We start from the raw sequence: 13,729 nt of genomic DNA, 5'->3' as shown, positions 1-13,729 counted from the left end.
CGTTAGCGCAGTTGTAGACGCGGGGCAGGGCCGAGCGGCAGAATACCCGCAAATGCAATGCCCCCGCGAAAAGTCAAAGTGACATCGATATTGTCGGCATTGTTGCCCGTCAGCCCCGCCAGCAGGCTCAGGCCCTGTTCCGTGGCGTCCAGCGCTGCGGCGCTGAATTGGCCGCTGTCGCGCGCCACGGCCAGCATCTCGCGCCATTTGGCCAAGCGCAGCGTCAGCGTCCCATCGAGGGCGCCGGCCGCATCCACGGTCACGTCGCCAGCCGCTTTTGCCTCAAGCTCCCCCCATTTGGCATGGGCCGTGCGTAGGGTGATTGCGGTGGGCTGCGGGCGGCGCTCTTCCAGTGCGCGCAAATCCCAGGGGCGATCAAACTGCGCGGTCATATCTAGATCCAGCGCGCTCATCGTTGCGGGCAAGACCGCTGTGCGCAGCGCGGTGGGCGGCGCGACGGCGCTGCCTTGCAGTGCCAGATCATAGCTGCTGTCCGTGCTTTCATGGCGGCTGAGCGCGAGTCGAACACTCTCGGCGCTGAGCGACCAGTCCAAGTTGGACTGAAGGCGCAGCGCTTCGGCGGCAAAATTGGCCCGCAGGAGCGCAAGGTCCGTGTCTGGCGCGACCACGGCAGAGGCTTTCATATCGTCTGATTTGATATCAACCTGTTGATTGGGCGTTAGAATTTGGTGGCTTTCTGGCCAGACAGCGATGATGTGATTGGGTTTATAGGTCAGGGCAAAGATCTGAAAAAACGGCGCAACCCAGCCCAGGCCCGTGGCCGGATCCACCAGCGCCACCTCTTCCAGCGTGGCGTCAAAGCGGTTGGGAAAGCCGCGCATATGCAGCGCGCTATAATCGGCCTGCCAGCCTTCGGCGCGGCGGGCGTCAAACCAGCTTGCATAGGCCGCGCGCGCGCTTTCTGCGCCGATGAACCAATAGGCAAACCAGCCTAGGGACACCAGAAGGATGACAATCAGCAGACGTTTCACAGCGCGGCCCCTTTGCTCTTGCTTTGCTTTGGTGTTTAAACGCGCCGACGACAATGCACCAGTGGTGGAACAGGCAATGACGATGTGGGTTTTCGGCTATGGGTCTCTTTTGTGGAACCCGGGCTTTGAGGTCGCGGAACAGGCGGTGGCGACACTGCATGGGTGGCATCGCAGTTTCTGCATGTCCTCGATCCACCATCGCGGCACCGAGGCGCATCCCGGGCTGGTGCTGGCGCTGGATGCCGCCGCGCAGGGGCAATGCCATGGGCTGGCGCTGCGGGTTGCGCCGGGCACAGAAGAGGCCGCGCTGAAGGAGTTGCGCGCGCGCGAACTTGTCTCTTCGGCCTATCTAGAGAAAACCCTGCCGGTTGCGCTGGCGGATGGGCGCGATGTCACGGCAGTGACCTATGTGATTGACCGCGACCATGTGCAATATGTGAACCTGTCGCTGGAAGAGCAGGCGCAGGTGATTGCCACGGCGGTGGGCGGGCGCGGGCCAAACACCGACTATCTGCATAATACGGCGCGCCACCTTGCCGAACTGGGCATTCAGGATGCCGAACTGGACTGGCTGTCGCAGCGGGTGGAAAAACTCAGCGCTTAAATAGGCTTCCTGGGCAATAAACCTTGGCACAACTGGCCGCGCCTTCTAGGGTATCCTTAGAAAAGAACAGCGTCAGGAACTGACCAGATGGAGCAGTCAGAGTTTGAGGCGGAGCCTCATTTTTCGCAACCGGTGCGACAGATCATCTTGATGTTGATCGTCTTGGCCTTGACCGGGGTCTTGACCTATATCGCGCTGCCGCGCGTCATGCCGGTCTTCAGCGCCAATCCCTACCTGAACGGCTTTATCCTGTTTGTGTTCTTTGTGGGGGTTGTGGCCTGTTTCATGCAGGTGTTTTCGCTGATGGCCTGCACCCGCTGGATCAAGAATTTTGCCAGCCAGAATGACAGCCTTTCTTATCTGGAGCCGCCGACGCTTTTGTTGCCGCTGGCCAGCCTGCTGCGCTCGCGTCGCGGCAAGGGGCAGATCAGCGCCACATCGACGCGCTCGATCCTGGATTCTGTGGCCACCCGGATCGACGAAGCGCGGGAAATCACCCGCTATATCGTGAACATGCTGATTTTCCTTGGTCTGCTGGGGACATTTTATGGCCTTGCGACCACGGTACCGGCAGTGGTGGACACCATCCGCAGTCTTGCGCCGGACGAAGGCGAAGGCGGGGTTGAGGTCTTTAACCGTCTGATGACGGGTCTGGAAGACCAGCTGGGCGGCATGGGCGTTGCCTTTGCCTCCTCGCTCTTGGGGCTTGCGGGCTCTTTGATCGTTGGCCTGCTTGAGCTTTTTGCGGGCCATGGCCAGAACCGGTTTTACCGCGAGCTTGAAGAATGGCTCAGCTCGATCACGCGGGTCGGCTTCACCGGCGGCGATGGCGAGCCGGGCATTGAACAGAATGTGCTGGGCGAAGTGCTGGAGCATATGGCAGAGCAGATGGACCAATTGCAGACCATGTTCGTGAAGGCCGAAGATGGCCGCGCCCGGGTGGAGCGCAACATTGGTGATCTGACCCATTCGGTGCAGGCGTTGGTGGGGCAGATGTCTGCCGCCCCCAATCCCACGGGACAGCCGGAGACACTGGCGCGTCTGGCCGATGGGCAAGAGCAACTGATTGCCGCGATGCAGACCCAGGCCGCTGAGGGCGTGGATGCCGAAAGCCGCATGCGCCTGCGCTCCATCGACGTGCAGATGCTGCGGATCCTCGAAGAGATATCCGCCGGTCGTCAGGACACGATGACCGAATTGCGCAGTGATCTATCGGCGCTGACCCAGGCGATCACCAAACTGGGCGATCAGCCCGCCCGCCGTCGCCGCCGCCACAATGCCACGTCGCAGAACGGCGGTGAGGGTGACACCAGCGGGAAGGACAGCTAAGCCATGGCCCTTTCCCGGCGCACAGGACAACGCTTTCAGGCCTCGATCTGGCCCGGCTTCGTTGATGCGATGACCGGGCTTTTGCTGGTGCTGATGTTTGTACTGACCATTTTCATGGTGGTGCAATTTGTGCTGCGCGAAACAATTTCCGGGCAGGCGGACAAGCTCGATAGCCTTTCAGCTGAAATTGCCGCACTGGCGGATGCGCTGGGACTTGAGCAGGAAAAATCCGCGGGCCTGCAGGCACAGGTCGGGACCTTGCGCACGACGCTGACGGATGCGCGCGCGCTGTCTGATCAGCAGGCCGCGCTGATCAGCGCGCTGACCACGGAACGCGACAGTGCCTCCGCGGCGCTTGATATCGCCCGCAGTCGCATCAGCAGTTTTGAGGCGCAGGTTGCCGCGCTTCTGGCGCAGCGCGACGAAGCGCGCGGGTTGGTCGGTGATCTGACCGCTGAGCGCGATACATTGCTGAGCGAACAAGAAGCGCTGAACCTGGCGTTGGCGACCGCCCGCGATGAGGTGGACGCGCAGGCCGAAGAGGCGCGCCGCGCCGCCGCAGAACGCGCCGCGCTTAATGCATTGGTGGCCGAGCTTGAGGCGCAGGCCGCCGCGACCGTGGAAACCAACAGCGCACTGGCGGCGCAGGTCGAGGATTTGGAGGCGCGGCTCAACGCCGATGAAATCGCGCGGCTCACGCAGGCAGCCGCCGCCGAAGCCCTGCGCGAGCGGCTCAAAAACGCCGATGCGGAGCTGACCGCCATGACGCTGGCGCTGGAAGAACAGCGCCGCAAGGCCGAAGAGACCCTGACCATGCTCGCCGCCGCCGAAGCGGCCCAAGTAGATCTGGACCGCAAGCTGGCCGCCGCGCTTGTGAGCGAAGAGGATTTGACCGGCCGCTTGACGGCGGCGCTGCTGGCACTGGAAGAAACCCGCACCACCGCCGCACTGACCGAAGAGGAACTGGCCGCAACGCTGGCGCAGCTGGAGGCCGCCAAGGCCGCAACTGCGGAAAACGCGCTGACCGAACAGCAACTGGAAGAGGCGCTGTCTGAGGCCTTTGCCAGCCGCATTGCACTGGAGCAGCGCGCCAATACCGCCACCGCGCAGGTGGCAGAGCTGGAACAGAAACTGGCCGCGGCGCTGGCGGCAAAGCTGGACACTGAAACCCTCGCGCAGGACCGCGCGGAGATTGAGCGCCAGTTGGCTGCCGCGCTGGCCGCAAAATCGGCCGCCGAACAAGTCGCCGCCGAAGAGCTCAGCGCCGCCGAAGAACGCGCACGGCTTTTGGCGGTGGCAAATGCCGCACTGGCCGAAAGCCGGGCTGAGGCGAGCGAGAATGAAAAACAGGCCGCGCTGCTCAATCAGCAGGTGGCGGCGCTCAGGGCGCAGCTGGGGCAATTGCAGGCGCTGCTGGATGAAAGCAAGGCGCGGGATGCCGCCGCCAATGTGCAGCTGTCGACATTGGGCGCGGATTTGAATGCGGCGCTGGCGCGCGCGGCCGCCGAAGAACGTCGCCGCCGCGCGCTGGAGGAAGCCGAGCGCAAGCGCCTTGAGGCCGAGGCCGCGCGCCTGGCCGCAGAGGCGCAGGATCTTGAAAACTACCGCTCAGAATTCTTTGGCCGGCTGCGCGGCCTTCTGGGCACCCGCGAAGGGGTGCAGATTGTCGGCGACCGCTTTGTCTTTAGCTCCGAAGTGCTGTTCCCCTCAGGCGGGGCCGAGCTGAGCGTTGAGGGCCGCGAACAGATTGGCCGCGTCGCCACACTGCTGCTGGATGTGGCGGATGACATCCCGCCGGAAATCGACTGGGTGCTGCAAGTCGATGGCCACACCGATAATGTGCCGATCTTTAATGGCACCCGCTTTCGCGACAATTGGGAGCTGTCCCAAGCCCGCGCCCTGTCGGTTGTGCGCTTTCTGTCGCAATCCCTTGGCCTGCCGCCCGAGCGCCTATCAGCCAATGGCTTTGGCGAATTCCAACCCATCGACCCCGCCAACACCCCCGACGCCCGCGCCCGCAACCGCCGGATTGAGCTGAAATTGACCGAGAAGTAGGGGGTCGAAAATGCGGTCCAAGCGGCCTTTGGCCCCCGGCTCTGTACGTTAGGCTGGCGTCGGCCCCTGGGGTGGCGACCCGACTAAAGTGACTGGGCGCTTTATGGCTGCCACGTACTGCGACAGAACAAATCTCGTATCCACCGTAGCCAAATCGCCAGCCCAAGGGCGGGGCTGACGATGGCCGGGCCGTTAACACGGCTGTTAACCGGCTGGGTGACTTGCGGTGATGACTTCAACGGCCAAACCGGTCTTTTGTTTGCGGGGTGAGCAAGTGCAGCATTGGCCGTCTCGCGGATCATTCGCCCAAACAAAAAGCCCCGCCGAACCGGCGGGGCTTTGATCTTCAATGTATCGCGCTTAGTCGGCGGTCAGCAGCGGGGGCTTGTCGCCGGTGATGCGGGCCTTGGCGGGGCCGTCGTATTTCAGCACCAACTCGCCGTCTTTGACCGTGACCTTGACCACGCCACCTTTGGAGAGTTTGCCAAATAGCAACTCTTCGGCCAGCGGCTTTTTGATGTGCTCTTGAATGACGCGGCCCAGCGGGCGCGCCCCCATTTTGTCATCATAGCCTTTGTCCGCCAGCCATTCGGCAGCTTTGCGGGTCAGTTCGATATGCACATCGCGGTCCAGAAGCTGGGCCTCAAGCTGCAGCACGAATTTTTCGACCACTTGCAGGATGGTTTTCTTTGGCAGTGGCGCGAAAGAAATCACCGCGTCCAGACGGTTGCGGAATTCCGGCGTAAATGTCCGTTCAATCGCAGCGGTATCCTCGCCCTCGCGACGGTCGCGGCCAAAGCCGATCGCAGCCTTGGCTTGCTCTGAAGCCCCGGCGTTGGAAGTCATGATCAGGATCACATTGCGGAAATCGACGGTGCGCCCGTTGTGATCGGTCAGCGTGCCGTGGTCCATCACCTGCAAGAGGATGTTGTAGACATCCGGGTGCGCTTTTTCGATCTCATCCAGCAACAGCACGCAATGCGGGTGCTGATCCACCCCATCGGTGAGCTGACCGCCCTGATCAAAGCCGACATAGCCCGGAGGCGCGCCAATCAGGCGGGAGACTGCGTGTTTCTCCATATATTCGGACATGTCAAAGCGCAGCAGCTCGACGCCCAAAGTATTGGCGAGCTGTTTGGCCACCTCGGTCTTGCCGACGCCGGTTGGCCCCGCAAAGAGATAGTTGCCGATGGGTTTTTCCGGCTCGCGCAGACCCGCGCGGGCCAGTTTGATGGCGCTGGAGAGCGCTTCGATAGCGGCATCCTGACCAAAGACCACCCGTTTCAGGGATTTTTCGAGGTCTTTCAGCACTTCGGCGTCATCCTTGCTGACATTCTTTGGTGGAATGCGCGCGATTTTGGCCACCACGGCCTCAATCTCTTTGGTGCCGATGGTTTTGCGCCGTTTGGAGGCCGCGACCAGATGCTGCGCCGCGCCCGCTTCGTCGATCACGTCAATCGCCTTGTCGGGCAGCTTGCGGTCGTTGATGTAACGCGCCGACAGCTCCACCGCGGTTTTGATCGCATCAGCGGTGTATTTGACGCTGTGATGCTCTTCGAAATACTCCTTCAGACCTTTCAGGATCTTGATGGTATCAGGCACCGACGGTTCGTTGACATCGATCTTCTGGAAGCGACGCGACAAAGCCCGATCTTTTTCGAAATGCTGGCGGAATTCCTTGTAGGTGGTGGAGCCCATGGTGCGCAGCTTGCCGCCCTGCAGGGCAGGTTTCAGCAAGTTGGAGGCATCCATTGCCCCGCCCGAAGTTGCGCCCGCGCCAATCACCGTGTGAATTTCGTCAATGAAGAGCACGCTGTCGGGGTGATCCTCAAGCTCTGTCACCACCGCTTTCAGCCGCTCTTCGAAATCGCCGCGATACCGCGTGCCCGCCAAAAGCGCGCCCATATCGAGCGAAAAGATCGTGGTTGAGGCCAGCACCTCTGGGGTTTGGCCGTTGACGATGCGATGGGCCAGCCCTTCGGCAATCGCGGTTTTGCCCACGCCGGGATCGCCCACCAGCAGCGGGTTGTTCTTGCGCCGGCGGCACAGCACCTGAATGCAGCGCTCGACTTCGTGGTCGCGCCCGATGAGCGGGTCCACATCGCCCTTGGCGGCCTTGGTATTCAAGTCCACGCAATATTTGGACAGGGCGCTTTCTTTTTTCTCGTCCTGACCGGCGGCTGCGCTGGTTTCGTTTTCATCGTCTTCTTCGCTGCCCGCCACCGGGCGGCTTTCGCCAAAGGCGGGGTCTTTGGCGACGCCATGGGCGATGTAATTCACCGCGTCATAGCGGGTCATATCCTGTTCTTGCAGGAAGTAGGCGGCATTGCTTTCGCGTTCGGCAAAGATTGCGACCAGCACATTGGCCCCGGTGACTTCGGTGCGGCCAGAGGATTGCACATGAATGGCGGCGCGTTGAATGACGCGCTGGAAGGCGGCGGTTGGTACCGCTTCGGAGCCTTCGATATCTGTCACCAGATTGGCCAGATCCTCTTCGATAAATTCCATAAGCGTCTGGCGCAGCTCATCGGTATCGACACTGCAGGCCTGCATGACGCGCAGCGCATCCGGTTCGTCCAGAAGCGAGAGGAGCAGATGCTCCAGGGTTGCAAATTCATGACGACGTGCATTGGCCTGGGCCAGTGCGCTGTGGATCGCCTGTTCAAGGGTGGTTGAGAATGAAGGCACTGCTCACACTCCTTCCGTCTGCGGCATTGGCGGGCAGATTGCCCAAAAACACCTTGGCCTGATACTTAATAAGTGTGGTCGATATACCGCCAGCTTCAAGGGCTTTATTGCGATTAGCGCTCACTTTTGGCGTCAAATACGTGAGCTTTGCAACAAAGTGGCAGTTTCGCGCAAAAAATGGACGTAAGACTTTTGGGGCGGCTGCCTGGCGGGGCGACGCGAAAATTATCTAATGTTTTCAGCCTGACAGATGAAACCCATTTTGGCAATAAGCCGAACGGGTAGGGGCCTATCGGTTTGGTCAGAACGTGTCCTTGCGGCGACGCACCTCGGCAAAGACCGCGGCATCGCTGTCGTTTTCCATCCCAATCATGGCGCGCAGCTCGGGTGATTGGCTGCGCAGGAAGGGATTGGTGGCCAATTCGTCCGCCAAAGTGCTGGGCACCGTGGGGGTGCCTTGGGCGCGGGCGGCCTCGGTGGCTTTCAGCCGGGCTTGCAGCTTTTTGTTCTTGGGCTCAACGCTCAGCGCGAAGTTGAGGTTGGACAGGGTGTATTCATGTCCGGAATAGACCTTGGTGTCCGCCGGAAGGGCAGCCAGTTTCGAGAGGCTGGTAAACATCTGCTGCGGGGTGCCTTCGAACAGGCGGCCACAGCCCCCGGCCATCAATGTATCCGCTGAAAACAGCGCTTTGACGGTGGGAATGTGAAAGCAGATGTGCCCTTTGGTGTGGCCGGGTGTGTCGATCACGGTGACTTCTTCGCGGGCCAGCGAGAAGGTTGAGCCATGCTCCACCTTCAGATCCAGCGCCGGCAGGCGGTGGGCATCGGCCGCCGCTCCGATGACGATGGTGTCATGTTTGGCGCGCAGGGTGTCAACGGCGGCGATATGGTCATCGTGGTGATGGGTCAGCAGGATGAAATCCAGCCCCCATCCCCGGCGGGCCAATTCGGCTTCGATCGGCGCGGCTTCAGGGGCGTCCACCAGCGCGGTCATGCCGGTCAGCTGTTCGTGAATGAGAAAGGCGTAATTGTCTGACAGGCAGGGTATTGTCACAATTTCCAGTGGCATGGTTATTCCCCTTTTTCGTTAAACATGCATTCTGCAGGTTCACTCAGTGCGCAAAGCGACTATGTTAACCCTAGATTTGCCGATCTTGTGAGCAGGCGCAATGCACCTTGATGTGAAAGTCCTTCGTAACTTCTATTACCGCAGCATGCTCGGGCGTGCAGCACAGAAAGCCGTTCGGGACGAGATGCGCCAACTTTGGCCGGAAGCCAAAGGGCAAACGATGGTCGGTTATGGCTTTGCCGTGCCGCTCTTGCGGCCCTATCTTCCCGAGGCGCGCCGTGTCATCGGCCTGATGCCCGCACCGCAGGGGGTGATGCCCTGGCCTGCCGGGATGCCGAATGTCTCTGCGCTCTGCGAAGAAACACTGTGGCCGCTTGAAACCGGGCTGGTGGACAGGCTCGTCATGATGCACGGGCTGGAAAACTGCGAACGCCCAAATGACCTGCTGGCCGAAGCATACCGCGTTTTGGGGCCTGGTGGCAAAGCGCTGTTCATCGTGCCCAATCGCGCGGGGCTGTGGTCGCGTTCGGATACGACGCCTTTTGGCTATGGGCGGCCCTATTCCAACGGCCAGCTTGAGGCGCAGCTGCGCGACCATGGCTTTATGGCCGAACGGCATCGCACCACGCTTTATCAACCACCAAGCCACCGCCGGTTCTGGCGCAAGACCAGCCAGCTTTGGGAAAGCACCGGGCGCGCCCTGTCACCTATTGTCGCGGGGGGCGTGTTGATGGTCGAAGCGTCAAAGCGGGTGCATGCGCCCAGCGGCGGGCTCAAGGCGCGGGTGCGCAAACCGCTGGAAATTCTGGCCCCAAAGCCAGACATTGCGCCAATCTGACAAAATTGCCCTAAATATAGGCAGGTCTTCGCGAAAAATTTCGCAGGGAATCGCTGATTTGGTCCCGAAAAACTGTTTGATTTATGTAACAATCCCGGGCCATTCCGTCACACCCCACGCAAATCGTTATAAACAAGGGGTTTTTGCACCTCTTACTTTCTTTCAATGGTAGTTGATAGCTCAGGACGCCTCTGCTACACCCCGGCTGGATTTTGCCGTTTTGATCTGCATCAAAACTAGAAACGTCCTCGGACGGCCCGACTTGGCCGAACCGGGGCTAATTGTCGGAAGGGTGGACGTGTCCGAACCAGCTTCGATTTCGCAAGGCATCGCTGCGCGCTATGCCACCGCGGTCTTTGAGATCGCGAAAGAGTCCAAAGCCGTCTCAGACCTTGAGAGTGGCCTTGGGGATTTGAACGCCGCGCTGCAGGACAGCGCAGATCTGCGTGAGTTGATCCATTCTCCTGTTGTGAGCCGTACGGCACAGGGTGATGCCATTGCTGCAATCGCAGCAAAAATGGGTCTGCCAACGGTACTGAAGAACACGCTCGCCCTGATGGCTGAGAACCGTCGTCTCTTCGTGCTGCCTCAGCTGATTGATGCCCTGAACGGGCTAATCGCCGAGGACAAAGGCGAAGTGACCGCCGAGGTGACATCTGCCAAGGCGCTGACCAAGACGCAGAGCGATAAGCTTGCCAAGACGCTGAAAGAGCGTGTTGGAAAAGATGTTAAGATTAATGCGACCGTTGACCAGTCTTTGGTTGGCGGTCTTGTTGTTAAGGTGGGCTCGAAGATGATCGACACGTCGATCCGCTCCAAGCTCAACTCTCTCCAGAATGCAATGAAAGAGGTCGGATAATGGGTATCCAAGCAGCCGAGATTTCGGCGATCTTGAAAGACCAGATCAAGAATTTTGGTCAGGAAGCCGAAGTGGCCGAAGTGGGCCGCGTTCTGTCCGTAGGTGACGGTATCGCCCGTGTCTATGGTCTGGACAACGTTCAGGCCGGCGAAATGGTCGAGTTTCCTGGCGGCATCATGGGCATGGCCCTGAACCTTGAAAGCGACAACGTAGGTGTCGTTATCTTCGGGTCCGACCGCGACATTAAAGAAGGTGACACCGTTAAGCGCACCAAGTCCATCGTGGACGTGCCTGTCGGCCCCGAGCTGCTGGGCCGCGTCGTAGACGGTCTGGGCAACCCAGTTGACGGCAAAGGCCCGATCAACGCCAAGCAACGTGGTGTTGCAGACGTAAAAGCGCCTGGCATCATTCCACGTAAATCGGTTCACGAACCAATGGCCACCGGCCTGAAGTCCGTTGACGCGATGATCCCAATTGGCCGTGGCCAGCGTGAGCTGATCATTGGGGACCGCCAGACCGGTAAAACCGCGATTGCGCTGGACACCATTCTGAACCAGAAATCCTACAACGACGCCGCCGGCGATGACGACAGCAAAAAGCTGTTCTGCATCTACGTGGCTGTGGGCCAAAAGCGCTCCACCGTTGCACAGCTGGTGAAAAAGCTCGAAGAATCCGGCGCGATTGACTATTCGATCGTTGTGGCCGCGACCGCGTCTGACCCGGCACCTCTGCAGTTCCTGGCACCTTACGCCGCAACTGCGATGGCAGAATACTTCCGTGACAACGGCAAGCACGCGCTGATCATCTATGATGATCTGTCCAAACAAGCGGTTGCCTATCGTCAGATGTCCCTGCTGCTGCGCCGCCCACCAGGCCGCGAAGCCTACCCAGGTGACGTTTTCTATCTGCACTCTCGTTTGCTGGAGCGTTCCGCGAAGCTGAACGAAGAGTTCGGCTCCGGCTCGCTGACCGCGCTGCCTGTGATCGAAACCCAAGGTGGTGACGTTTCTGCGTTTATTCCGACCAACGTGATCTCGATCACCGACGGTCAGATCTTCTTGGAAACCGAACTGTTCTACCAAGGTATCCGCCCAGCGGTGAACACCGGTCTGTCGGTGTCTCGTGTTGGTTCCTCGGCACAAACCAAAGCGATGTCTTCGGTGGCTGGCCCTGTGAAACTGTCCCTCGCGCAGTACCGCGAAATGGCAGCCTTCGCGCAGTTCGGTTCTGACCTTGACGCCGCGACCCAGCAGCTGCTGGCCCGTGGTGCGCGTCTGACCGAGCTGATGAAACAGCCGCAGTATTCGCCACTGACCAACTCTGAAATCGTTTGCGTGATCTTCGCAGGCACCAACGGCTACCTCGACAAAGTCGCGGTTTCCGACGTGGCGCGCTATGAAGCTGGCCTGCTGGCGCACCTGCGCAGCAAGCACGCCGATCTTCTGCAGTGGATCACGGATGAAGATCCAAAGATCAAAGGTGAAGCCGCCGATAAAGTGAAAGCAGCGCTCGACGAATTCGCAGCTGACTTCGCATAAGGGGTTCGGACCATGCCTAGTCTGAAGGACCTTAAGAACCGGATCCAGAGTGTGAAAAACACTCGTAAGATCACAAAAGCCATGCAGATGGTGGCCGCGGCGAAACTTCGCCGCGCCCAGGAAGCTGCGGAATCCGCACGCCCCTACACAGACCGGTTCAATGCCGTTCTGGGTGGGTTGGCCGCGGGGGCCGCAGGTTCTGACTCTGCGCCAAAGCTTCTGTCAGGTACCGGCAGCGAGCAGACCCACCTTTTGGTGGTGATGACCGCAGAGCGGGGCCTGTGTGGTGGTTTTAACGCCAACATCGCCAAGCTGGCGCGCCAGAAAGCTGCAGAGCTGAAGGCCGACGGCAAAACCGTGAAGATCCTGACCGTGGGCAAAAAAGGCCGCGATGCGATCAAACGGGATCTGGGCGATGATTTCATTGGTCACGTGGACCTGACCGAGGTGAAACGTGTCGGCTATGACAATGCGCAGGATATCGCGCGTGACATTCTGGCCCGCTTTGACAACGGCGAGTTTGACGTTGCCACGATCTTCTATGCGAAGTTCGTCAACGTTGTGACCCAGGTGCCAACAGCGCAGCAGATCATTCCGGCCTCGTTTGAGGAAACGGAAGAGGCTGGCGCAAGCACGCTGTATGACTACGAGCCCAGCGAAGAAGCCATTTTGGCTGACCTGCTGCCGCGCGGCGTGGCCACACAGATCTTTGCGGCCCTGTTGGAAAATGGCGCGTCTGAGCAAGGGGCGCGGATGTCCGCAATGGACAACGCAACCCGCAACGCAGGCGAAATGATCGACAAGCTGACAATCGAGTACAACCGCTCACGTCAGGCTGTGATCACCAGCGAGCTGATCGAAATCATTTCGGGCGCGGAAGCGCTCTGATTTCGCGAACTAGGAAGGCACCGGGACCATGACAGCGCTTCAGCCGCGATATGTGACAGAGGGACAGCAGCCGCAGCTGCTGTTCACCGTCTGCACGCTTGTCGCGTCAGAAGACAAATATGCCCGGATGCTGGCCTCGTTCGAAGCCAAGGGCTTCACGGCAGAGAATTCTGAATTCATCGCCGTGGATAACCGGTCCGGCAACAGCCTGGATGGGTATCGCGCGTTGCGCAGCCTCTTTCCCGAAATGCGGGGCGAATTCATCCTGTTCACCCATGACGACATCGAACTGACCGATGACGGCGCGGATGAGCTGGAGCAGGCGCTGCGCAGCTTGGAGGCCTCGGACAAGACCTGGATGGTGGCCGGTAATGCCGGCTGGACGCCCGGGCCGCAGGCCGAACAAGTGATTTGCCTGGATGACCCGCATGGGTCCTGGACCGATCTGAAAGTGGCGCGCGAAGTCGTGTCGCTGGACGAAAACTTCCTGGTTCTGGCGCGCAATCGCATGGTGTTTCCTTCGCTCGATCTGGACGGCTTCCACCTTTTTGCAACTGACCTGTGCCAGCAGGCGCGCGCGGCGGGGGGCACTGCTTATGTGCTGCCTTTCCATCTGACCCACCACAGCGGTGGTGCGGGCAGCACGGCCTATGATCAGTCCCGTGCAGCTTTCGAAGGCAAATATGCCGCGCTGCGTCTGGATGGTCGTCTGCGCACCCCGGCATCGACGCTTTATATCGGGGCGCGGGGTCAAATGCAGAAGCAATGGGACAAAGCTGAGATCGCATTCACATCGAAATTGAACGCTGCCGTACGCAAGACGGCCGCGTTTGCACGAACAGCCGCTGGCAACAGCGGAAATTGAAATC

11 protein-coding genes are annotated in these 13,729 nt (G+C 60.1%); 8 read left to right on the top strand and 3 right to left on the bottom strand.

What is annotated here, in order from left to right; all coding sequences use genetic code 11:
• Nucleotides 1–2: 2 nt before the first annotated feature.
• On the bottom strand, nt 3–992 hold the full coding sequence (locus tag N6L24_RS11260; RefSeq protein ID WP_271844773.1) for a DUF2125 domain-containing protein: 990 nt from the start codon (nt 990–992) through the stop codon (nt 3–5).
• A gap of 76 nt (nt 993–1,068) precedes the next feature.
• On the opposite strand from N6L24_RS11260, the gene N6L24_RS11255 reads away from it, so the two are divergent.
• The 3 genes from N6L24_RS11255 to N6L24_RS11245 all read left to right on the top strand — a co-directional run bounded on the left by N6L24_RS11255 (nt 1,069) and on the right by N6L24_RS11245 (nt 4,980).
• Nucleotides 1,069–1,596, top strand: a complete 528-nt coding sequence (locus tag N6L24_RS11255) for a gamma-glutamylcyclotransferase (RefSeq protein WP_271844772.1) — start codon at nt 1,069–1,071, stop codon at nt 1,594–1,596.
• An 87-nt stretch (nt 1,597–1,683) separates the two neighbouring features.
• Nucleotides 1,684–2,925 (top strand): biopolymer transporter ExbB, encoded by a 1,242-nt coding sequence (locus tag N6L24_RS11250; RefSeq protein ID WP_271844771.1) that lies wholly within the window; start codon nt 1,684–1,686, stop codon nt 2,923–2,925.
• Between the two features lie 3 nt (nt 2,926–2,928).
• The gene (locus N6L24_RS11245) at nt 2,929–4,980 is read left to right on the top strand and encodes a peptidoglycan -binding protein (RefSeq protein ID WP_271844770.1); all 2,052 of its coding nucleotides are present in this window, start codon (nt 2,929–2,931) and stop codon (nt 4,978–4,980) included.
• Between the two features lie 360 nt (nt 4,981–5,340).
• On the opposite strand, the gene clpA is transcribed toward N6L24_RS11245, so the two are convergent.
• Together clpA and gloB are read right to left on the bottom strand one after the other, a co-directional pair.
• Complete coding sequence (gene clpA, locus N6L24_RS11240) at nt 5,341–7,668, bottom strand: ATP-dependent Clp protease ATP-binding subunit ClpA (protein WP_271844769.1); 2,328 nt, start codon at nt 7,666–7,668, stop codon at nt 5,341–5,343.
• Between the two features lie 301 nt (nt 7,669–7,969).
• The gene (gloB, locus tag N6L24_RS11235) at nt 7,970–8,737 is read right to left on the bottom strand and encodes a hydroxyacylglutathione hydrolase (protein ID WP_271844768.1); all 768 of its coding nucleotides are present in this window, start codon (nt 8,735–8,737) and stop codon (nt 7,970–7,972) included.
• A 100-nt stretch (nt 8,738–8,837) separates the two neighbouring features.
• On the opposite strand from gloB, the gene N6L24_RS11230 reads away from it, so the two are divergent.
• The 5 genes from N6L24_RS11230 (at nt 8,838) to N6L24_RS11210 (ending at nt 13,725) form a co-directional block, all read left to right on the top strand.
• Nucleotides 8,838–9,575, top strand: a complete 738-nt coding sequence (locus N6L24_RS11230) for a class I SAM-dependent methyltransferase (RefSeq protein WP_271844767.1) — start codon at nt 8,838–8,840, stop codon at nt 9,573–9,575.
• 298 nt (nt 9,576–9,873) lie between these two features.
• Nucleotides 9,874–10,434 (top strand): F0F1 ATP synthase subunit delta, encoded by a 561-nt coding sequence (locus N6L24_RS11225; RefSeq protein ID WP_271844766.1) that lies wholly within the window; start codon nt 9,874–9,876, stop codon nt 10,432–10,434.
• Nucleotides 10,434–11,972, top strand: a complete 1,539-nt coding sequence (gene atpA, locus N6L24_RS11220; protein WP_271844765.1) for a F0F1 ATP synthase subunit alpha — start codon at nt 10,434–10,436, stop codon at nt 11,970–11,972. Before N6L24_RS11225 ends, atpA begins: the two co-directional genes overlap by 1 nt.
• Nucleotides 11,973–11,984: 12 nt before the next feature.
• Complete coding sequence (locus tag N6L24_RS11215; RefSeq protein ID WP_271844764.1) at nt 11,985–12,860, top strand: F0F1 ATP synthase subunit gamma; 876 nt, start codon at nt 11,985–11,987, stop codon at nt 12,858–12,860.
• 28 nt (nt 12,861–12,888) lie between these two features.
• Nucleotides 12,889–13,725: a hypothetical protein gene (locus N6L24_RS11210; RefSeq protein WP_271844763.1), complete on the top strand. Its 837-nt coding sequence runs from the start codon at nt 12,889–12,891 to the stop codon at nt 13,723–13,725.
• Nucleotides 13,726–13,729: the final 4 nt, after the last annotated feature.

The sequence above is a fragment of the Cognatishimia sp. SS12 genome, from assembly GCF_028369055.1.
Classification (GTDB): Bacteria; Pseudomonadota; Alphaproteobacteria; order Rhodobacterales; family Rhodobacteraceae; genus Cognatishimia.
The sequence above is the reverse complement of the archived record's forward strand: the minus strand, read 5'-3'. Positions and strand labels throughout refer to the sequence as shown.